The following is a 20,920-nucleotide window of genomic DNA, read 5'->3' as shown; positions in this document are numbered from 1 at the left end:
AGGTAAGTGAGCAGGCGTCGATACCGGTGTTCAGGTAATCGGCGCGGGATTGAACAGGGTGATGTCGTTGTGCAATTTGTGCTTTTCGGCCCAGGTCTGCTTGCGGCCGCTGGCGACGTCCAGATAGTAGTGGAACAACTCCCAGCCCAGCTCCTCGATGGTTGCCCGGCCGCTGGCGATGCGCCCGGCGTCGATGTCGATGAGGTCGGGCCAGCGCTGGGCAAGCTCGGTGCGAGTACAGACCTTGACCACCGGTGCCATGGCCAGGCCATACGGCGTGCCGCGGCCGGTGGTGAACACGTGCAGGTTCATCCCGGCCGCCAGCTGCAGCGTGCCGCAGACAAAGTCACTGGCCGGTGTGGCGCAGAAGATCAGGCCCTTGCGCTCGATGCGCTCGCCCGGGCCGACCACGCCTTGAATAGCGCCGCTGCCCGACTTGACGATCGAGCCGAGGGACTTCTCGACGATGTTCGACAGGCCGCCTTTCTTGTTGCCCGGCGTGGTATTGGCACTGCGGTCCGCCGCGCCTTGTTCCAGGTAACGGTCGTACCAGTCCATCTCGCGCACCAGCGCGTCGGCGACGGCCGGGTTTTCCGCGCGTGAGGTGAGCATGTAGATGGCGTCACGCACTTCGGTGACTTCCGAGAACAGCACGGTGGCGCCGGCGCGGACCAGCAGGTCGGAGGCATAGCCCAGCGCCGGGTTGGCGGTGATGCCGGAGAAGGCATCGCTGCCGCCACATTGCATGCCCAGGATCAGCTCGCTGGCGGGCACGGTTTCGCGGCGACGCTGGTCGAGCTTGATCAGGCGCGTTTCGGCCAGCGCCATGATCTGCTCGATCATCTCGACAAAGCCCAGGCTGGCATCCTGCAGGCGGTACAGCCAAGGCTCGCTGAGGTCGACCGACGGGTCGTTGTCGTGCATCACCTGGCCGGCTTGCAACTTCTCGCAGCCAAGGCTGATGACCAGCGCTTCGCCGCCCAGGTTGGGGTTGCGCGCCAGGTTGCGTACGGTGCGGATCGGGATATAGGCATCGCGGGCGTTGATCGCCACGCCGCAGCCGTAGCTGTGGGTGAGGGCGACCACGTCGTCGACGTTGGGGTATCTGGGCAGCAGTTCGTCGCGGATGCGCTTGACCGCATGGTCGAGCACGCCGGTCACGCACTGCACGGTGGTGGTGATGCCGAGGATGTTACGCGTGCCAACGGTGCCGTCGGCGTTGCGGTAGCCCTCAAAGGTAAAACCCTCCAGCGGCGGCAGAGGGTCGGGTACGGCGTCACAACGCGGCAGGCTGTCCAGCTCGGGTGCGGCCGGCATGGCCAGCTGGCTCTCCTGGACCCAGCTGCCTTTGCGCAGGTCTTCCAGGGCGTAGCCGATGATCTGCCCGTAGCGGCGTACCGGCTGATCTTTGAGGATGTCGACGGTGGCGACCTTGTGGCTCTGCGGGACCCCTTCGACCAGGGTCAGGCCGTCGGCGAAGCGGGCGCCTTCGCCCAGGCCGCCGTCATTGACCACGACGACCACATTGTCGTCGTCGTGCAGGCGGACGTAGCGGGGCGAGTCGGAATGTTCGATCAACTGCATGGTCAGGCCCTTCTTGTAGTTCTATCAGGCTTGGTACAAACGCCTGCGCCTCGGTCAGTCGGCGCAGGCGTGTTCACTCAGTGGCGCGAGCTGGCCAGTTGGTTGCTGGCCGGTGGCGTCGCAAGCGGTTCGTCATTGGGCACGTCACGCAGCTCGATCCGCTTGATCGGGCCGACGATCACCAGGTAGCTGAACACCGCTACCAGGGCGTTGGCGCCGACGTACACCAGGGCCCACTTGAACGAGCCGGTGGCGCTGATGATGTAGCCGATGACGATCGGTGTGGTGATCGAGGCGATGTTGCCGAAGGTGTTGAACAGGCCCCCGGACAGACCCGCGATCTGCTTGGGTGAAGTGTCCGCGACCACCGCCCAGCCCAGCGCGCCGATGCCTTTGCCGAAGAATGCCAGGGTCATGAAGCCGACCACCATCCATTCAGCCTCAACATAGTTGCAGAAGACCATGGTGGTGGAGAGCATCAGGCCGCAGACGATCGGCAGTTTGCGCGAGAAGGTCAGCGAGTTGCCGCGACGCAGCAGCCAGTCCGACAGGACCCCACCCAGCACGCCGCCGATGAAGCCACAGATGGCGGGCAACGAGGCGATGATGCCGGCCTTGAGGATGGTCATCCCACGCTCCTGCACCAGGTACACCGGGAACCAGGTCAGGAAGAAGTAGGTAATGGCGTTGATGCAGTACTGGCCGAGGTAGACGCCGAGCAGCATCCGGCTGGTCAGCAGTTGTTTGATGTAGCCCCATTTCGGGCCGTCGTTGCCGCGTTTCTGGTCCATGTCGACCAGGCCGCCATTCTGCTCGATGTACTCGAGTTCACTCTGGCTGATCCCTGGGTGCTGCTTGGGGTTGTGGATGGTCTTCAGCCAGACCATGGAGAACACGATACCGAGCGCACCCATGACCACGAATACATGCTCCCAGCCGAAGCTGAACACGATCCAGCCCATGATCGGGGCGAACAGTGCGGTGGCGAAGTATTGCGCCGAGTTGAAGATCGCCGATGCAGTGCCGCGTTCCGCTGTAGGGAACCACGCTGCGACGATGCGCGCATTGCCCGGGAACGAAGGCGCTTCGGCGAAGCCGACGAGAAAGCGCAGGGTGAACAGGGTGACCACCGCCCAGGCTACCGGCATCCCGCCGACAAAGCCCTGCAGCAAAGTGAACAACGACCAGGTGAAGATACTGAACGCATAGACATTTTTTGAACCGAACCGGTCCAGCAGCCAGCCGCCAGGAATCTGGCCAGCCACGTAAGCCCATCCAAAGGCAGAAAAGATATATCCAAGGGTTACTGCATCGATACCTAGGTCTTTCTGAAGGCTTGAACCTGCGATGGCAATGGTGGCTCGGTCTGCATAGTTGATCGTGGTCACCAGAAACAGCATGAACAGGATCAGGTAGCGTTTATGCGTCTTTTTGGTCGCTTGCATGCGGGGTACTCCCACTAATTATTTTTGTGCGGGCTAACGAGTTGTAACCGGAGCGGGGGACATCCCGGCTCCGGCTTGCGGCCTTTACAGGTCGCGGGGGTCGCTTATTGCGGGCCCATCTTGTCCATCAGGGCAGCGAGCATTTCGTACTCTTCGCCGGTCAGGTCGGTCAGCGGCGTACGCACCGGGCCTGCGTCGTAGCCGGCGATCTTGGCGCCTGCCTTGACGATGCTCACGGCATAGCCGGATTTACGGTTGCGGATGTCCAGGTACGGCAGGAAGAAGTCGTCGATCAGCTTGCCAACGGTGGCGTGATCTTCGCGGGCGATGGCGTGGTAGAAGTCCATCGCGGTCTTCGGCACGAAGTTGAACACCGCCGAGGAGTACACCGGTACACCCAGGGCTTTGTAGGCAGCAGCATACACTTCGGCGGTTGGCAGGCCACCCAGGTAGCTGAAGCGGTCGCCCAGGCGACGACGGATCGACACCATCAGTTCGATGTCGCCCAGGCCGTCCTTGTAACCGATCAGGTTCGGGCAACGCTCGGCCAGGCGCTCCAGCAGCGGGGCGGTCAGGCGGCAGACGTTACGGTTGTAGACCACGACGCCGATCTTGACCGATTTGCACACGGCTTCGACGTGGGCGGCAACGCCGTCCTGGCTGGCTTCGGTCAGGTAGTGCGGCAGCAGCAGCAGGCCTTTGGCGCCCAGACGTTCGGCTTCCTGAGCGTACTCGATGGCCTGGCGGGTGGAGCCACCGACACCGGCGAGGATTGGCACCGAGTGCTCGCAGGTATCGACTGCGGTCTTGACCACTTGGCTGTATTCGCTGGCGGCGAGGGAGAAGAACTCACCGGTACCGCCGGCAGCGAACAGGGCAGTGGCGCCATAGGGTGCGAGCCATTCCAGGCGCTTGATGTAGCCGGCCTTGTTGAAGTCGCCCTGGGCGTTGAAGTCGGTCACCGGGAACGACAGCAGGCCGTGGGAGAGGATGGATTGCAGTTCAAGTGGATTCATTGTTATTGGCATCCTATGGCGCTTTGGGGGTGGAGAATCAATGTGAGAGGTAAGTTATCGTACAACTTGTACGATGACTAGCCCCCTCGTGCATATTTTTCTTGGATGGAGGTAGTTTTGTGTTCGGCAGGCAGCGACGCAATCGCGGGCAAGCCCGCTCCTACAGGTACCGCGCAGTCATTCAAGAATGGCGCGAAACCCCGTAGGAGAGGGCTTGCCCGCGATTGCGTCGGTACAGTCAGGGAGGATTTTGCAGGCGCAATAAAAAACGACGGCTGATCAAAATCAGTCGTCGTATGTCTTGAGTGGGGGCAAAAAAAGGATCGCAGGGACAGGCACAAGCCCGCCACCCGCTTCAACGGGAGGTGTTCTGGGACCAGCAGAGGGTGACCGGAGAAGCAGGGGCAGCCTTGCGCTGCCCCGCGATCAAACTAACGAAACGAGGGTTCAGGCCGCCTGGTGGCGTTTGTTCACCTGGGTCTTGCGCACTTGGGCGCGGCACGCATCGCCAAAGGCCTGGAACATCTTGATCGAGTCAGGGTTCTTGGCCGCTTGCCACTCTGGGTGCCATTGCACGGCAAACAGGAAGGGCGAAATGCTCGGCGCGTGGATCGCCTCGACCAGGCCATCTTCGGCCACGGCGATCGGCTCGAGGCCTTCACCGAGGTTGCGCAGGCCCTGGCCATGCAGCGAGTTGACACGAATCTCGTCGGTGCCGAGGGCATCGCGCAGCCAGCTGCCGGGTTTGATCTTCACCGCGTGCACTTGCTGGTACTGGACGTCGACCGGATCGTCGGGGTTTTCCCGGTGGTCGTTGAAGCCTGGCTCGGCGTAGACCTTCTGGTAGATGTCACCGCCCAGCGCGACGTTGATTTCCTGCATGCCACGGCAGATGCCGAAGATCGGCAGGCCACGGGCGAGGGCCAGTTGCACCAGGGGGATGTCGAACAGGTCGCGGTTCTTGTCCTGGGCCTTGCCGGGGGTTTCGTTCTCCTGGCCGTAGAGGGCCGGGTCGATGTTGCTGCCCGCGCCGGTCAGGTATACGCCGTCGGCCAGGTCGAGGTAGCGCTCGAGGTCTTCGGTGCCGCAGCAGGTCGGTACCAGGACGGGCATGCAGTCAGCGAAGTCGACCAGCGGGGTGATGTATTTGTGGGTCATGACCTGATAGTCATGGCCTTTGCGCTCTTGGCTGCCCATGGTCATCAGGACGACGGGTTTGCGCAGGGAAGGTTGCTTGTTGCCAATGTTGCTGTTGGACATATGTCACCTTGGGACAGGTGCTTCCTGTCGTTGTTGTGCAGGCGCACGGCCTTGGCCTCGTGTACGACCTGGGGCCCCGAGCACTGCCGGCTCGCAGGGGAGACGATGCCGGTCGGGGCTTACTCATAGCTTGCCAGAGCCGTTTAATATGTCAAACGAGTGGCGCGCGGTTTGGCGCCGGTTTTCGGGGGGTGTAGGGCGGCGGGGCCTTGGCTGGCAAGGGTTTGGCGGGGTTTTTGGTAAATATATTGAACGACGCAGTTGGATCATTGCAGCCGTGCAATGATCCAAGTGATATATCGCCGCTTACGGCCCCTTCGCGGGGCAAGCCCGCTCCCACAGGATAGTGTCGCTCTTTCGGTCAGCGGAGATCCTGTGGGAGCGGGCTTGCCCCGCGAAGAGGCCATCACTGCCTACATCAATGCAGGATCTGCTTCAAAAACGCCTGCGCCCGCGCTGTCTTGGGCTGGCCAAAGAACACCTGCGGCGGGCTGTCCTCGATCACCTGCCCGCCCTCGAGAAACAGCACCCGCTCCGCCACCTGCCGGGCAAAGCCCATCTCATGGGTCACGCAGAGCATGGTCATGCCGGTATCGGCCAGCTTGACCAGCACATCGAGCACCTCGGCGACCATCTCCGGATCGAGCGCCGAGGTCGGCTCGTCGAACAGCATGATCCGCGGCTTCATGCACAGCGCCCGGGCGATCGCCACGCGTTGCTGCTGGCCGCCCGACAGCTGGCTGGGGTATTTATGCGCCTGGCTCTCGATGCCGACCTTGCTCAGGTACATCCGCGCGCGCTCCTCGGCATCCTTGCGCGACAGGCCACGCACGCTGGTCGGCGCCAGCAGGCAGTTGTCCAGCACGCTCATGTGCGGGAACAGGTTGAAGTGCTGGAACACCATGCCGATCTCGCTGCGGATCTGCGCGGCCTGGCGCTGGCTGCTGGCCAGGTCGACACCCGCTACCTGCACCGTGCCTTGCTCGGCGATCTCCAGGCGGTTGATGCAACGGATCAGCGTCGACTTGCCCGACCCGGACGGGCCGCAGAGCACGATCCGTTCGCCTTCGCGAACCTGCAGGTCGATATCGCGCAATACATGGAAGGCACCGTAGTGCTTGTTCAGGCCCTCGATGCGGATCAACACCGGGCGCGGGTCGGGTTCAGGGGCAATGCTGGCAAGGCTGAGAGGGGCGGTCATGTTGTTGTTCTCCCGCTGGATTCATTTAGTCGAAGCGTGCGGCGCTGTAGGGCGCAGGATCGGTGAAGGGGGTTTGCCCGGTGACCAGTTCGGCGAGCAGGCGGCCGGTGACCGGGCCAAGCGTCAGGCCGTGGTGGGCATGGCCGAAGTTGAACCACAGGCCCTTGTGCCGGGGCGCCGGGCCGATCACCGGGCGCATGTCCGGCATGCACGGGCGGCGGCCCAGCCAGGGCGTGTCGTCGAGGCGCTCGCCGAGTGCCGGGAACAGCTGCCGGGCCAGGGCTTCACAGCGCTGCAGCTGGATTTCGTTGCCTGGCGCATCGCTGGCGGCGAACTCGATCCCGGTGGTCAGGCGCACGCCGCGGGCCATTGGCGCCAGCACGTAGCCGCCCTGGGTGTCGCACACCGAATGCTCCAGCCGGGCATCGCCACGGGTCGCGTAGTGCATGTGGTAGCCGCGCTTGATCCCCAGCGGGAAGTGGTAGCCCAGCGGCGCATACAGCTCGGCCGATTGCGGCCCCAGGCAGGCCACCACTTCGTCTGCGCTAACCGGCCCGCGCTGGCTGGTGACCTGCCAGTGGCCGTCGAGCTGGCGCAGGCTGCGCGCGTCGCCATGCAGAAACTGCCCGCCACGCTTGACGAACAAGGCGGCGTAACCGCGGGTCAGGGCGCCGGGGTCGCTGACGGTCTTCGGGTCGAGCCAGTGGATGCCGCCAATCACGTCGCTGCCCAGGCGCTGCTCACGGGCCTGCAATTGGTCGCGTTCGAGGATCTCGTAGCGCAGGCCATAGCGCGCCAGGCCCTTGACCTCGTCCTTGGCCTGGTCGAACAGCGCCGGGTCGCGGTACACCTCGATCCAGCCCTTGGCCTGGACCAGGCCGCCCAGCTCGGCGGCCTCGATGAACAGGTCGTGCTCTTCGACGCAGCGCTGCACCAGCGGCAGCATGTCGGCCGCGGCACCGGCCAGGCGCCCCGGCGCCGACTGGCGCCAGTAGCGCAGCAGCCACGGCGCCGCCTTGGGCAGGTGGAGCAGGCTGTAGCGCACGTCGGGCTGGCGGTTCAGGCCATAGCGCAGCAGCGCGCCAACGTTGCGTGGGAAGGCGTAGGGGATGACGCTGGAGCGCTCGATCAGCCCGGCGTTGCCATGGCTGGTGCCGCTGCCTGGCGCGTCGCGGTCGATCAGGATCACCTGGCGGCCACGCGCCTGCAGGTGCAGCGCGGTGCTGACGCCGACGATGCCGGCGCCCAGTACGATGGTTTGGCAATGCATGGAGCGTATCCTTCGGTCAGTTCAGGTGGCGGCCCAGGCGGCCTTCCAGGTGTTTCAGGGTGCGCCGGACGATTTCCACGATCAGCAGGTAGAGCACGGCGGCCCACAGGTAGATCTGGAAGTCGAAGCTGCGCGAGAAGGCTAGCTTGGTCACGCCCATCAGGTCGTAGATCGTCACCAGCGAGGCGATCGCGCTGGCCTTGATCATCAGGATCAGCTCGTTGCCCAAGGGGCCGATGGCCACCAGCAGCGACTGCGGCATGATCACCTTGAAGAAGGTGGTGGAGCGTTTCAGGTTGAGGGCACGTGCCGCTTCGTACTGGCCGGGGGCAATGGCCAGCAGGCTGCCGCGGAAGATCTCGGCCTGGTAGGCGGCGGTGTTCAGGGTGAAGGCGAGCAGGGCGCAGTACCACGCCTCACGGAAGAACCACCACATCCCCAGGTCCTGCCAGAAACCCTTCAGCGAGCCGAGGCCGTAGTACAGCAGGAATAGTTGCGCGAGCAGCGGCGAACCGCGGAAGAAATAGATGTAGCCTGCAGCCAGGCGGCTTACCAGGGGCTGCTTGGACAACCGCGCCAAGGCCAGCAGCAGGCCGAGTACGGCGCCCAGGGTAAAGGAGATCGCCACCAGCTTGGCGGTCACCAGCAGGCCATCGATGAAGCGCGGCCCGTAGCGTTCGAGCAGTTGCGGGTCGAGCACCAGGCCGATCAGTTGTTCCAGGCTCATGCCCGTGCTCCTTGCAGGTGACGGCTGCAGCGCCGTTCGATAAAGGCGAAGACCCGCCCCGACAGCGCCGAGAACAGCAGGTAGCCCAAGCAGGCGACGCCATAGAAGAACATCGGCTCCTTGGTCACGCTGACGGCCAGGTTGGTCTGGCGCATCAGGTCGACCAGCGAGATGGTCGACACCAGCGAAGTGTCCTTGAGCAGCGACAGCCAGTTGTTCGAAAGCCCAGGCAGGGCAATGCGCGTCAGTTGCGGCAGGACCACCTTGAAGAACCCGGTGCGCTTGCTCAGGCCGAGTGCCGCGCAGGCTTCCAGTTGCCCCTTGGGGAGGGTCTTGAAGGCCGCCAGCCAGATTTCGCTGGAGAACGCGGCGAACACCAGGCTGAAGGCGATCATCGCGGCCAGGAAGGTGTTGATCAGCACTTCACCTTCGTAGCCCATGGCGGCCAGCAGCTTTTGCGCGGCGATCTGGCAGCCGTAATAGATGATGAGCAGCGTGAGCAGCTCGGGCAGGCCACGGAACACCGTGGAAAAGGTCGTCGCCCAGGCCCGCGGCAGGCGTTTGCGCGAGCGCGCCGCGAGGGCGACCGCCAGCCCTAGCGGCAGGCCGATGGGCAGGCAGGCGAGGGCCAGGGACATCGTCACCAGGGCGCCGGCGAGCAGCGCCTGGCCCCAGCCGCCGCTGGCGAAGGACAGCAAGGACAGTTGATCGAGCATGGAGGATCCCCACTTCAAGTGAGCGCGTATGGACTAGCATGGGGGCAGGCGTGCCGCCCCCACGTAGTTGCGCGGAACGTCAGCTGGCAGCGGCTCAGTTATAGATGTCGAATTCGAAGTACTTGGCGGCGATCTTCTGGTACGTGCCGTTGGCGACGATTTCGCCAAGGGCCTTGTTCAGCCGCTGGCGCAGGGCTTCGTCCTCCTTGCGCACGGCGATTGCCGCATCGGCCTTGGTCTGGCTGACGTCGCCGAGGATCTTGCAGCAGTCCTGGCCGTTCTTCTTCTGCCAGTCGAGCAGCGGGAACTTGTCGGCGATCACCCCGTCCAGGCGCCCGGCGGCGAGGTCGGCGTTGGCCTCGTCCATGGTCGGGTAGAGCTTCACGTCGGCGCCGGCCTTGGCGTACACGTCTTCGGCATAGATGGCCTGGGTCGACGATGACTGGGCGCCGACGCTGTAGCCCTTGAAGTCGGTCTGGGCATCGCTGATCGGGCTGTCCTTGGCCACGGCGACGGTCAGCGGGGTGCGGTAGTAATGGTCGGTGAAGGCGATCTTCTTGCGCCGCTCTTCGGTGTCGATCATCGACGCGACCACGGCATCGTACTTGCGCGCCATCAGCGCCGGGATGATGCCTTCCCAGTCTTGCGCGACCAGCGTGCACTCGACCTTCATCTGCTCGCACAGCGCATGGGTGATATCGATGTCGAAGCCATGCAGTTTGTTATCGGCATCGACATAGTTGAAGGGCGGGTAGGCGCCCTCAGTGGCAAACCGCAGGGTTTCGGCGCTCGCGGCGCCGGCCAGCAACAGGGCGCACGCGCCCACCACAGCCAGGGTCTTGTTCATCTCGCACCTCTAGATGTTGCACGATTGTTATTGTTGTTTGTCCGCTGGCCACGAGGTGTAGCCGACGAATTCGTTATGCAGAGCGGCAGTTGCTTCCAGGCGTCTTTCAACATCAGGTCCGAGCTTCTTGCAGACCTCGTTGACCATCAGGTGTACCCACGACAGCATCGCCGAGGTGGACTCCCAGAACAGATTGAACTCGGTGGGGATGCGGAACACCTCGTCGGCGTTGGCATCGGCCCAGTCGCAGAAGGTGTCGGTCACCAGCGTGACCGGGATGCCCGCCTGGCGTGCCTTCTGGCACAGCAGCAGGGCGTGGCGGGAATAGCGGCGCGCCTCGAACACCACCAGGGCGCTGTTCTCGGGCTTGCCCAGGAGCACTTCACCGAAGTGCCCGGCGCTGCCGTCGACGCTCTGTACGCCATCGCGCAGGTAGTGCAGCAGGTGGGTCATGCACTGGGCGACGCCGCGTTCGGTCTGGAACCCGGCGATAAACACCCGCGGCCGTTGCGCCAGGCGTTCGGCGACCCGGTGCCAGGCTTCGCTGCGGCTGTATTCATGAACCCGCACCAGCGCGGCGATTTCCAGCTCGAGGCTGCCGGCGCTTGCGCTTTCGTCGTGGGTCTGGCGGTATTCCTGCAAACGGTCTCCGACCAGCCACGGGCCGTCGCCGAGGTCGCTTTGCAGGTCCTGCTTGAGCGCCTTGAGATGGGCATAACCGAGCGAGCGGCAGAAGCGGCCAACGCTGGACTCGCTGACGCCGAGCTTTTCAGCGATGCTGGCCGAGGTCTGGAAGGGCAGCTCATGGAGGTTGGCAAGCATGTAGCTGGCGATCGTCCGGCCCGAGGCGGCAGCGCTGTTCAGGCTGCTTTCCAGGCGTTGCTTGATCGATTGGCTCATGGCGTGCTCCGGGCTGGGTGAGGCGTGGAATAGAAAATGGATCTTTTCTGTCATCAAGTCAACATTTGACAGATAGCTGTCACATGCATGAAAGTTTTTGTCATTGCCAACGCTGTGCTTCCCATAAATTCAACAAAGGAGCTTCAGATGTCCGCACCTTCCACCAGCCCTGTCGTGCGCGTGCCTTTGGCCGAGCTGCAGGCCCTGTTGCAAGCGATCCTGCAACGTCACGGCTGCAGCCAGCCGGTGGCTGCCGCACTGGCGCACAACTGCGCCAGTGCGCAACGTGATGGCGCCCACAGTCATGGGGTGTTCCGCATTCCCGGCTATGTCTCGACCTTGGCCAGTGGCTGGGTCGATGGCCAGGCCGAGCCGCAGGTGAGCGACGTCGCCTCGGGTTATGTGCGCGTCGACGCCGGTGGTGGCTTTGCCCAGCCGGCCCTGGCAGCGGCCCGGGCCTTGCTGGTGGAGAAGGCGCGCAGTGCGGGGATCGCCGTGCTGGCGATCCACAACTCGCACCATTTCGCCGCGCTGTGGCCAGATGTAGAACCGTTCGCCGATGAAGGCCTGGTGGCCCTCAGCGTGGTCAACAGCATGACCTGCGTGGTGCCGCATGGCGCGCGCAAGCCGTTGTTCGGCACCAACCCGATCGCCTTTGCCGCGCCGTGCGCAGGGAGCGATCCGATCGTGTTCGACATGGCCACCAGTGCCATGGCCCATGGTGACGTGCAGATCGCCGCGCGCGAGGGGCAACTGTTGCCGCCGGGCATCGGCGTGGATGCCGACGGCCAGCCGACCTGCGAGCCGAAGGCGATTCTCGAGGGCGGGGCGTTGTTGCCGTTTGGCGGGCACAAGGGCTCGGCGCTGTCGATGATGGTCGAGCTGCTGGCGGCGGCGTTGACCGGTGGCAACTTCTCGTGGGAGTTCGACTGGTCGGGTCATCCTGGCGCGAAGACGCCGTGGACCGGGCAACTGATCATCGTCATCGACCCGAGCAAGGCCGAGGGCGACCGTTTTGCCCAGCGCAGCCGTGAGCTGGTCGAGCAGATGCAGGCGGTGGGCCTGACGCGCATGCCGGGCGAGCGACGCTACCGCGAGCGTGAGGTGGCGCTGCGTGACGGGGTGGCGGTGAGCGAAGACGAGTTGCAAGGGCTCAAGCAACTGCTCGTCTGAGGCCTTCGCGGGAGGGGTCGTGCAGCCTTGCACTGACCCTCTTGCACTCAGGTGATGTTTCTTCACCGCGACTCCGGGTATCCTCGCTGAAGCCTTTTTTCGAACTGTCCTGATCCAAGGAGCTGTGCGCTGTGTTCAAACATGTCGATGCCTATGCCGGTGATCCGATTCTCTCGCTGATGGAGACCTTCAAGGCCGATCCGCGTGCCGACAAGGTCAACCTGAGTATCGGCCTGTACTACGATGAGGCCGGCGTCGTGCCGCAACTGGCCGCCGTGGCCGAGGTGGAAAAACGCCTGGCCGGCCAGCCTCACGAAGCGTCGCTGTACCTGCCGATGGAAGGCCTGGCCAGCTACCGCCAGGCGATCCAGGCGCTGCTGTTCGGTACCGACCACCCGGCAGTCACCGGCGGTCGCGTGGCCACCGTGCAGACGGTGGGCGGCTCGGGTGCGCTGAAAGTTGGCGCCGACTTCCTCAAGCGTTACTTCCCGCAGTCGCAAGTCTGGGTCAGCAATCCGACCTGGGACAACCACCGGGCGATCTTCGAGGGCGCGGGCTTCAAGGTCCACAGCTACCCGTACTTCGACACCACTACCCGTGGCGTCGACTTCGCCGGCATGCTGGCCACCCTGCAGACCCTGCCGGAAAACAGCGTGGTCCTGCTGCACCCGTGCTGCCACAACCCGACCGGTGTCGACCTCGACCAGGGTCAATGGCAGCAAGTGGTCGAAGTGGTCAAGGCGCGTCAGCTGATCCCGTTCCTCGACATCGCCTACCAGGGCTTTGGCGAAGGCCTGCTCGAAGACGCCTACGCCATTCGTGAAATGGCCCGCGCCGGCGTGCCGTGCCTGGTCAGCAACTCGTTCTCGAAGATCTTCTCGCTGTACGGCGAGCGGGTAGGGGGCCTGTCGGTGGTCTGCGACGACCAGGACAGCGCACAAAGCGTGCTGGGCCAGCTCAAGGCCACCGTGCGCCGCAACTACTCCAGCCCGCCCGCCTTTGGTGCGCAACTGGTGGCCGGCGTGCTGGGTGATGCTGCACTGAATGCCCAGTGGGTGGCGGAAGTCGAAGTGATGCGCAAGCGCATCCTGGAAATGCGCCAGGGCCTGGTCGACCTGCTCGGCGAGCTGCTGCCAGGCCAGGACTTCCAGTTCTTCCTGCGTCAGCGCGGCATGTTCAGCTACACCGGCTTCAGCGTCGAGCAGGTCCGTCGCCTGCGTGACGAGTTTGGCGTGTACCTGATCGACAGCGGCCGGGTGTGCATGTCGGGCCTGCGCCCGGCCAACCTGCGCCGCGTGGCCGAGGCGTTCGCCAAGGTCCAGCAGTAAGCGTCATTGGGGCTGCGCAGCAGCCCCAAGTCACACCTCTCTTGTCATGACAAGTGCAACCGTCCCTCGGACGGGGCTTCGCAAGTGCAACCTTTCAGTGCACAATCGCGCCCCTCTTTTTCGGTTGAGGGGTGCGATACGTCTGTTTCGCCACTCTCAGCCTGTTGCAGTCTTGCGAGTGGAGTTGCACCCGGATGAACGAGCAGGCCCCTAGCGTCGAACAACGCTTCGAACAAACCACCAGCGCCACCCTTGGCAGCTGGGCGAGACAAGATACCACCTGGATGCTGGGCCTGTTTGGCACGGCCATTGGCGCGGGCACCCTGTTCCTGCCGATCAACGCCGGCCTGGGCGGCTTCTGGCCGCTGCTGATCCTGGCGCTGCTGGCCTTCCCGATGACCTACTACGCGCACCGCGGCCTGACCCGTTTCGTCCTCTCAGGGCGTGGCGGCGACATCACCGAGGTGGTCGAAGAGCACTTCGGCCTCAAGGCCGGCGCGCTGATCACCGTGCTGTACTTCTTCGCCATCTTCCCGATCCTGCTGATCTACAGCGTGGCGCTGACCAATACCGTCACCAGCTTCATGGAACACCAGCTGCACATGACCCCGCCACCGCGGGCGCTGCTGTCGTTCGTGCTGATCCTCGGTTTGCTGGCGATCGTGCGCTGCGGCGAGCAGGCCACGGTCAAGGTCATGAGCCTGCTGGTCTACCCGTTCATCGTCGCCCTGGCGCTGCTGGCCCTGTACCTGGTCCCGCACTGGAGCGGCGGCATCCTCGATACCGCGATGCAGGTACCGACGGGCTCGGCCTTCCTGCACACCGTCTGGCTGGCGATTCCGGTGATGGTCTTCTCGTTCAACCATTCGCCGATCATCTCGGCCTTCGCCGTCGACCAGAAGCGTCGCTATGGCGAGCATGCCGATGAGCGCAGCGGGCAGATCCTGTCGCGCGCCCACCTGCTGATGGTGGCGATGGTGCTGTTCTTCGTGTTCAGCTGCGTGCTGACCCTGGACAGCGCCCAGCTGGCCGAGGCCAAGGCGCAGAACCTGTCGATCCTGTCGTACCTGGCCAACCACTTCAGCAACCCGACCATCGCTTTTGCGGCGCCGTTGATTGCCTTCATTGCCATCGCCAAGTCGTTCCTGGGCCACTACATCGGTGCCAGCGAAGGCCTCAAGGGCATCATCGCCAAGACCGGCTTGCGTCCGGGCGCCAAAGCCCTGGACCGCATGGTCGCGGCGCTGATGCTGGTGGTCTGCTGGATCGTTGCCACGCTCAACCCGAGCATCCTCGGCATGATCGAATCGTTCGGTGGCCCGGTGATCGCGGCGATCCTGTTCCTGATGCCGATGTACGCCATCCGCAAGGTGCCGTCGATGCGCAAGTACAGCGGCGCGATGTCCAACCTGTTCGTGGTGTTTGTCGGGCTGGTGGCGATCAGCTCGGTGGTGTACTCGCTGTGGGACAGCGTGTTTGGCTGATGGCTAGCCTTGGCTAGCAAAGGTGCCCGGATCGTGTGTTGCGATCCGGGCATTTTTTTGCGCGTGCGGTGGGCGTTGGGGGGCTTATCCATTTGATTTGGTGGCGCTTATGGCCCCTTCCGCCCTTACGGCGGGTCACTTTTTTTCTTGGAAAAAAGTAACCAAAAACCGCTGGCTCCCACATACGGCCCTCCGCTGCGCTGCGGGTTCCCTCACTCCGGCCTTGCTCCCGCGAGGACCGGGCTGTACGGGCCTTCCTGGCCCGCAGCCCTTGCCGGCCTTCCTGGCCGTCACCCCGCTCCGCAAGACCTCCGTTCGGCCTCCTGAGGTCGCCAAGTTACGGGTAGCGCCTGGGCTGGCGTTATCTTCGATAGTGGCAATGGTGGTGGATAGCTTGGCCTCTTCGCGGGTAAACCCGCTCCCACAGGTACCGCAGCGGCCTTACGGCCAGCAGAGAACCTGTAGGAGCGGGCTTGCCCGCGATGGGGCCGGAACTGCCAATGCAAATTTTGGCGCTGACGCGCTGTACCGCCCTTATAAACCCGCGAGAGCGCAGCGATTCGCCAGCCGTTGCCCTGGCCCTTGATCTGGCCTTTGATCTGGCTTGTGATCTTGATCTACCGCGACTTCAGGAGGCCGAACGGAGGTCTTGCGGAGTGAGGTGACGGCCATGGATGGCCGGCAAGCGCCGCGGGCCAGGAAGGCCCGTCCGGCGCGGTCCTCACGGGAGCAAGACCGGAGTGAGGGAACCCGTAGCGCAGCGAAGGGCCGGATGCAGGAGCAAGCGGTTTTTGGTTACTTTTTTCCAAGAAAAAAAGTGACCCGCCGTAAGGGCGGAAGGGGCCAGTGGCCGCACCACAGCAAACGGATAAGCTCGATAATCCGTGGAAAAACCAAAAAAAGGCGACCCCTGCGGATCGCCTTTTTTGTTACTTGACCACTTTCAAGCTAGGCCGTCCGGTCGGACGCGGCGGTTGCCCACCACCTTCCGGGGGACCCTGGTCATCCGGCTCGACCGCTTCATCCTCGAACTCGTCACCTTCCATCAGCGAAGGCTCCAGCTCGAAGACCATGCCCTGGCCATTCTCCCGGGCGTAAATCCCCAGGATCGCGCCAACCGGCACGTACAGCGAATGGGCAACCCCACCAAAGCGACCTTCGAAGCTGACCGCCTCGTTGTCCATGTGCAGGCTACGCACCGCACTGGGGGAGACATTCAAGACAATCTGACCATCACTGGCAAAGCCCTGTGGCACCTGGACCGCCGGAAACTCGGCATTGACCAGCATGTGCGGGGTGCAATCGTTGTCGACGATCCACTCATACAGTGCTCTAACCAGATAGGGGCGACTGGAGTTCATCAACGGCTCCTTAAAGCTTGCGCATTTCACGTTCAGCAGCAGACAGGCTCGCCTGGAAAGGCTCGCGGGCGAACTGTCGCTCCATATAATCAAGCAGCGGCTTGGCTTGCCGCGGCAATTCGATACCCATCACCGGCAAACGCCAGAGTATGGGCAATAGACAACAATCGACCAGGCTTTGCTCATCACTCATGAAGCAGGCCATTTCGCCAAACAACGGCGCCACGCCTGTCAGGCTCTCGCGCAATTCCTTGCGCGCCTGTGCCCGTGCCGGCTCGGCGCTGCGCTTGTCGAGCAGCAGGTCGACCAGCGCGCACCAGTCGCGCTGGATACGGTGCATGAGCAGACGGCTGTTGCCGCGCCCGACCGGATAGACCGGCAGCAGCGGTGGGTGTGGATAACGCTCATCGAGGTATTCCATGACCACGGTCGATTCGTACAGCGCCAGGTCGCGATCGACCAGGGTCGGCACGCTGCCATAGGGGTTCACTTCAACCAGCTTGGGTGGCAGACGACCAGGATCGACGTCGATGATCTGCACGCTGATGCCCTTCTCCGCGAGCACCAGGCGCACGCGGTGAGAGTAGTGATCAGCGGGATCGGAATAGCAGGCTAACCTGTTGGTTACGCCCATGAAGCGCCTCCTCGCATGGGGATGCTTGTGAAACTGAAATGCAAACGCGCCCTGAGGCACCCTCCGCGGTTTGCGAAGAGCGCCCCAGGGCGCGTTCAACTAACCAGAAACTACTGCGTGATCAGTGCACGTCCTTCCAGTATTCGCGCTTGAGCAAGTAGGCGAAGACAAAGAAGAAAGCCAGGTACAGCAACACGTAGGTACCGATGCGCTGGCTCTGAAGTTTGACCGGGTTGGCCGAATAGGCCAGGAAGGTCACCAGGTTCTTGACCTTCTCGTCGAACTGCTCAGGCGTCAGGGTACCGGATTTCGGCTCGATGGTCAGCTGGTCACACGCTTCATGGGTCAATGGGCTGCCGGTCAGCGGGTCATATTGCTTCTTGCCATCGACCACACTCTGCACCTGCTTGCAGCCAATCACCTGGTTGCCCTGCAGGCCGACCAGCACGTTGGGCATGCCGACGTTGGGGAAGACCTTGTTGTTGACCCCATACGGCCGCGACGGGTCCTGGTAGAAGCTGCGCAGGTACGAATACAACCAGTCGTTGCCACGCACCCGTGCGACCAGGGTCAGGTCGGGGGGCGCCGCACCGAACCAGGTCTTGGCATCGGCGGGCTGCATGCCGATCTTCATGTGGTCGCCGATCTTGGCGCCGGTAAATACCAGGTTTTCCAGCATCAGCTCGTGCGGGATGCCGAGGTCATCGGCCACCCGCTCGTAACGCTGGAACTTGGCGCTGTGGCAGCCCATGCAATAGTTGGTGAAGGTGCGCGCACCGTCTTGCAGGGCGGCTTTGTCGGCCAGTTCGACATCGACCTTGTCCAGCTCCAGGCCGTGTTCCGCGGCAAAGGACAAGGCAGGCATGAGCGCCAGGAACAATACTGCAATCAGCTTTTTCATCAGCCCGTCACCCTTTGCGGAACCGGTTTGGTCTTCTCGAGCCTGGTGTAGAACGGCATCAGCAGGAAGTAGGCGAAATACAGCACGGTACAGACCTGCGACAGCAGGGTCCGCCCCGGCGTCGGCGCCAACACCCCGAGCACACCGAGAATCACGAAGGACACGCAGAACACCAGCAGCCAGACCTTGCTCAGCCACCCCTTGTAGCGCATGGAGCGCACCGGGCTGCGGTCGAGCCAGGGCAACACGAACAGCACAGCGATGGCGGCGCCCATGGCGATCACGCCAAACAGCTTGTCAGGCACCGCTCGGAGGATTGCGTAGAACGGCGTGAAGTACCAGACCGGCGCAATGTGCTCGGGCGTCTTGAACGCGTTCGCCTGCTCGAAGTTGGGTTTTTCCAGGAAGTAACCGCCCATTTCCGGGAAGAAGAACACCACGGCGCAGAACACGAAAAGGAACACCACCACCCCGACAATGTCCTTGACGGTGTAGTACGGGTGGAACGGGATACCATCCAGCGGGATGCCGTTCTCGTCCTTGTGCTTCTTGATATCGACCCCGTCGGGGTTGTTCGAACCGACCTCGTGCAAGGCCAGGATGTGCAGCACCACCAGGCCCAGGATGACGATCGGCAAGGCGATCACGTGCAGGGCGAAGAAGCGGTTCAGGGTGATCCCGGAGATCAGGTAGTCACCGCGGATCCACTGGGTCAGGTCATCACCGATCAGCGGGATGGCACCGAACAGCGAGATGATCACCTGGGCACCCCAGTACGACATCTGCCCCCAGGGCAGCAGGTAGCCCATGAACGCCTCGGCCATCAGCGCCAGGTAGATCAGCATGCCGAACAGCCAGACCAGCTCGCGTGGCTTCTGGTACGAGCCATACAGCAGGCCACGGAACATGTGCAGGTAGACCACGATGAAGAACGCCGACGCGCCGGTGGAGTGCAGGTAGCGCAGGATCCAGCCGTACTCGACGTCGCGCATGATGTACTCGACCGAGGCGAACGCCTCTTCGGCCGACGGCGTGAAGCTCATGGTCAGCCAGACACCGGTGACGATCTGGTTGACCAGCACCAGCAACGCCAGCGAGCCGAAGAAGTAGAAGAAGTTGAAGTTCTTCGGCGCGTAATATTTGCTCAGGTGGTCTTCCCACATCTTGGTCGCGGGGAAGCGCGCATCGATCCACTCCATGAACTTGCTCATCATGCGTTCTCCTGATCGACGCCGATGACGATGATGTCGTCCGTCTCGTATGAGTGCGGAGGCACTGGCAGGTTGAGGGGCGCCGGCTGCGATTTGTACACGCGCCCAGCGAGGTCGTAGTGGGAGCCGTGGCAGGGGCAGAAGTAACCGCCCACCCATTTCGGACCGAGGTCGACCGGCGCCACTTCAGGGCGGAACGTCGGCGAGCAGCCCAGGTGGGTACAGAGGCCGACGAGGAGGAGAATTTCAGGTTTGATCGAGCGGACTTGCGGGTCGACGTAGGTCGGCTGCACCGATGCCTTCGACTCTGGATCGGAAAGCTCGCCGGCGATTTTCTTGAGATTCCCGAGGATCTCTTCCGTTCGCCGCACGATGAATACCGGCTGACCCCGCCACTCAGCGACCATCTGCTGACCCGGCTCAACCTTGGCGATGTTGACCTTCACCGGTGCACCGGCAGCCTTCGCCTTGGCACTGGGAAACCATGACCCCACGAACGGTACCGCAGCCCCCACAGCCCCCGCTGCACCCACCACGGACGTGGCGGCTACGAGGAAGCGGCGCCGGCCTGCGTTGACGCCGTCATTACTCATTCAGTCCTCTCCCATCAGCTGCTATGGCCTGTTGAACCAGGCCTCTATTTAGTTAAGTCTGTGGCGTTGAAAAGTGGTCGCCATGGTAAGAAACAAATCCACACGCTGACAAGGTGATTACCCCCTGGCCGGGCTACAACCCTCGCTTTGCTTGATCTGCGTCTATATGGCAACGCGTCACCGACATGCTGACAGGTTAGTTCAAGACATAAAAAAAGCCCGGTTCCAAGGAACCGGGCTTTTTTCGACTGCCGAAGCGAAATTAACGCTTGGAGTACTGAGGACGCTTACGTGCTTTACGCAGGCCCACTTTCTTACGCTCAACTTCACGGGCGTCGCGGGTAACGAAGCCAGCGCGGCGCAGGGCCGGGCGCAGGGTTTCGTCGTAAGCCATCAGAGCGCGGGTGATACCGTGACGGATCGCACCGGCTTGACCGCTGACACCACCACCGGAAACGGTGACGTAGATGTCGAACTTGGCAACGTTCTCGGTCAGCTCGAGCGGCTGGCGAACAACCATGCGAGCGGTTTCGCGACCGAAGAAGGTGTCCAGAGGACGGTTGTTGATCGAGATGTTACCGGTACCTGGACGCAGGAAAACGCGAGCGGTTGCGGTCTTGCGACGGCCAGTGCCGTAATTTTGAGTCGCCGACATAATGAACTACCCCTTAGACCTTCAGTTCTTGTGGCTGCTGAGCAGTGTGTGGGTGAACAGCACCCTTGTACACTTTCAGCTTGCGATACATGTCGCGACCCAGCGGGTTCTTAGGCAGCATGCCTTTGACCGCGGTCTCGATGATACGCTCAGGGGCTTTGGCTTGCAGCTTGTCGAAGCTGATTTCCTTGATGCCACCTGGGAAGCCGGAGTGGGAGTAGTACATCTTGTCAGTAGTTTTGGCACCAGTGACACGTACCTGCTCGGCGTTGATGACGACGATGTAGTCGCCGGTGTCAACGTGAGGGGTGTATTCAGCTTTGTGCTTGCCACGCAGACGACGAGCGATTTCGGTAGCCAGACGACCCAGGGTCTGACCAGCGGCGTCGACGACGAACCAGTCGCGCTTTACTGTTTCTGGTTTAGCAGTAAAAGTTTTCATTATCTCTAAAGCCTCAGAGGCCGCCCAGCGAAAAATAGACGGCGAATCTTACTGGATAGTGCACAGCTTGACAAGCAAGCGCGCAGCCGGATACGGACGCTATTGGGGGCTCGGGTCGGGCACGTCCAATATTCGGCGGGGTTACTCTCGTTAAGCAGTGCATCACTTCCGC

Annotated in this window: 20 protein-coding genes; 3 read left to right on the top strand and 17 right to left on the bottom strand. The window is 62.9% G+C overall.

Features of this window, described 5'->3' with window-relative positions; all coding sequences use genetic code 11:
- Positions 1-30 precede the first annotated feature (30 nt).
- From garD to CCOS865_RS05285, 10 genes are all read right to left on the bottom strand, one after another.
- Positions 31-1,584 carry a galactarate dehydratase gene (gene garD, locus CCOS865_RS05330; RefSeq protein ID WP_119138591.1) on the bottom strand — a complete coding sequence of 518 codons (1,554 nt, stop codon included), beginning with the start codon at positions 1,582-1,584 and terminating at the stop codon, positions 31-33.
- A 77-nt stretch (positions 1,585-1,661) separates the two neighbouring features.
- Positions 1,662-3,029: an MFS transporter gene (locus tag CCOS865_RS05325; RefSeq protein WP_119138589.1), complete on the bottom strand. Its 1,368-nt coding sequence runs from the start codon at positions 3,027-3,029 to the stop codon at positions 1,662-1,664.
- Between the two features lie 104 nt (positions 3,030-3,133).
- Positions 3,134-4,045 (bottom strand): 5-dehydro-4-deoxyglucarate dehydratase, encoded by a 912-nt coding sequence (gene kdgD / locus CCOS865_RS05320; protein ID WP_119138587.1) that lies wholly within the window; start codon positions 4,043-4,045, stop codon positions 3,134-3,136.
- Positions 4,046-4,492: 447 nt separating this feature from the next.
- On the bottom strand, positions 4,493-5,305 hold the full coding sequence (locus tag CCOS865_RS05315) for a gamma-glutamyl-gamma-aminobutyrate hydrolase family protein (protein ID WP_119138585.1): 813 nt from the start codon (positions 5,303-5,305) through the stop codon (positions 4,493-4,495).
- 418 nt (positions 5,306-5,723) lie between these two features.
- Positions 5,724-6,506: an amino acid ABC transporter ATP-binding protein gene (locus CCOS865_RS05310; RefSeq protein ID WP_119138583.1), complete on the bottom strand. Its 783-nt coding sequence runs from the start codon at positions 6,504-6,506 to the stop codon at positions 5,724-5,726.
- Positions 6,507-6,531: 25 nt separating this feature from the next.
- Positions 6,532-7,776: an NAD(P)/FAD-dependent oxidoreductase gene (locus CCOS865_RS05305; protein ID WP_119138581.1), complete on the bottom strand. Its 1,245-nt coding sequence runs from the start codon at positions 7,774-7,776 to the stop codon at positions 6,532-6,534.
- 16 nt (positions 7,777-7,792) lie between these two features.
- Positions 7,793-8,503, bottom strand: a complete 711-nt coding sequence (locus CCOS865_RS05300; RefSeq protein WP_119138579.1) for an ABC transporter permease — start codon at positions 8,501-8,503, stop codon at positions 7,793-7,795.
- Positions 8,500-9,219: an ABC transporter permease gene (locus tag CCOS865_RS05295; protein ID WP_119138577.1), complete on the bottom strand. Its 720-nt coding sequence runs from the start codon at positions 9,217-9,219 to the stop codon at positions 8,500-8,502. The genes CCOS865_RS05300 and CCOS865_RS05295 overlap by 4 nt, the downstream gene beginning before the upstream one ends.
- Positions 9,220-9,313: 94 nt before the next feature.
- A complete protein-coding gene (locus CCOS865_RS05290; RefSeq protein WP_119138575.1) occupies positions 9,314-10,066 on the bottom strand; it encodes a transporter substrate-binding domain-containing protein in 753 nt (250 codons plus the stop codon).
- A gap of 27 nt (positions 10,067-10,093) precedes the next feature.
- Positions 10,094-10,966: a MurR/RpiR family transcriptional regulator gene (locus tag CCOS865_RS05285; protein WP_119138573.1), complete on the bottom strand. Its 873-nt coding sequence runs from the start codon at positions 10,964-10,966 to the stop codon at positions 10,094-10,096.
- A gap of 147 nt (positions 10,967-11,113) precedes the next feature.
- Between CCOS865_RS05285 and CCOS865_RS05280 the strand changes: the two genes are divergently transcribed.
- The 3 genes from CCOS865_RS05280 to CCOS865_RS05270 all read left to right on the top strand — a co-directional run bounded on the left by CCOS865_RS05280 (position 11,114) and on the right by CCOS865_RS05270 (position 14,951).
- On the top strand, positions 11,114-12,139 hold the full coding sequence (locus CCOS865_RS05280; protein ID WP_119138571.1) for an Ldh family oxidoreductase: 1,026 nt from the start codon (positions 11,114-11,116) through the stop codon (positions 12,137-12,139).
- 131 nt (positions 12,140-12,270) lie between these two features.
- Positions 12,271-13,467 carry an amino acid aminotransferase gene (locus CCOS865_RS05275; protein ID WP_119138569.1) on the top strand — a complete coding sequence of 399 codons (1,197 nt, stop codon included), beginning with the start codon at positions 12,271-12,273 and terminating at the stop codon, positions 13,465-13,467.
- A gap of 194 nt (positions 13,468-13,661) precedes the next feature.
- Positions 13,662-14,951 (top strand): serine/threonine transporter, encoded by a 1,290-nt coding sequence (locus CCOS865_RS05270; protein WP_119138567.1) that lies wholly within the window; start codon positions 13,662-13,664, stop codon positions 14,949-14,951.
- A 929-nt stretch (positions 14,952-15,880) separates the two neighbouring features.
- On the opposite strand, the gene CCOS865_RS05255 is transcribed toward CCOS865_RS05270, so the two are convergent.
- The 7 genes from CCOS865_RS05255 to rplM form a co-directional block, all read right to left on the bottom strand.
- Positions 15,881-16,312: a ClpXP protease specificity-enhancing factor gene (locus CCOS865_RS05255; protein WP_119138563.1), complete on the bottom strand. Its 432-nt coding sequence runs from the start codon at positions 16,310-16,312 to the stop codon at positions 15,881-15,883.
- A 10-nt stretch (positions 16,313-16,322) separates the two neighbouring features.
- A complete protein-coding gene (locus tag CCOS865_RS05250) occupies positions 16,323-16,946 on the bottom strand; it encodes a glutathione S-transferase N-terminal domain-containing protein (protein WP_119138561.1) in 624 nt (207 codons plus the stop codon).
- 121 nt (positions 16,947-17,067) lie between these two features.
- The gene (locus CCOS865_RS05245) at positions 17,068-17,847 is read right to left on the bottom strand and encodes a cytochrome c1 (protein WP_119138559.1); all 780 of its coding nucleotides are present in this window, start codon (positions 17,845-17,847) and stop codon (positions 17,068-17,070) included.
- Positions 17,847-19,058: a cytochrome b gene (locus tag CCOS865_RS05240; RefSeq protein WP_119138557.1), complete on the bottom strand. Its 1,212-nt coding sequence runs from the start codon at positions 19,056-19,058 to the stop codon at positions 17,847-17,849. Before CCOS865_RS05240 ends, CCOS865_RS05245 begins: the two co-directional genes overlap by 1 nt.
- Positions 19,058-19,651: a ubiquinol-cytochrome c reductase iron-sulfur subunit gene (petA, locus tag CCOS865_RS05235; protein WP_119138555.1), complete on the bottom strand. Its 594-nt coding sequence runs from the start codon at positions 19,649-19,651 to the stop codon at positions 19,058-19,060. Before petA ends, CCOS865_RS05240 begins: the two co-directional genes overlap by 1 nt.
- A 262-nt stretch (positions 19,652-19,913) precedes the next feature.
- The gene (gene rpsI, locus CCOS865_RS05230) at positions 19,914-20,306 is read right to left on the bottom strand and encodes a 30S ribosomal protein S9 (RefSeq protein ID WP_119138553.1); all 393 of its coding nucleotides are present in this window, start codon (positions 20,304-20,306) and stop codon (positions 19,914-19,916) included.
- 13 nt (positions 20,307-20,319) lie between these two features.
- Entirely contained in the window at positions 20,320-20,748 is a 429-nt protein-coding gene (gene rplM / locus CCOS865_RS05225; RefSeq protein WP_119138551.1) for a 50S ribosomal protein L13, read from the bottom strand.
- Between the last annotated feature and the right edge of the window lie 172 nt (positions 20,749-20,920).

Origin of the sequence: Pseudomonas reidholzensis, assembly GCF_900536025.1 — a bacterium.
GTDB classification, from domain to species: Bacteria; Pseudomonadota; Gammaproteobacteria; order Pseudomonadales; family Pseudomonadaceae; genus Aquipseudomonas; species Aquipseudomonas reidholzensis.
The sequence above is the reverse complement of the archived record's forward strand: the minus strand, read 5'-3'. Positions and strand labels throughout refer to the sequence as shown.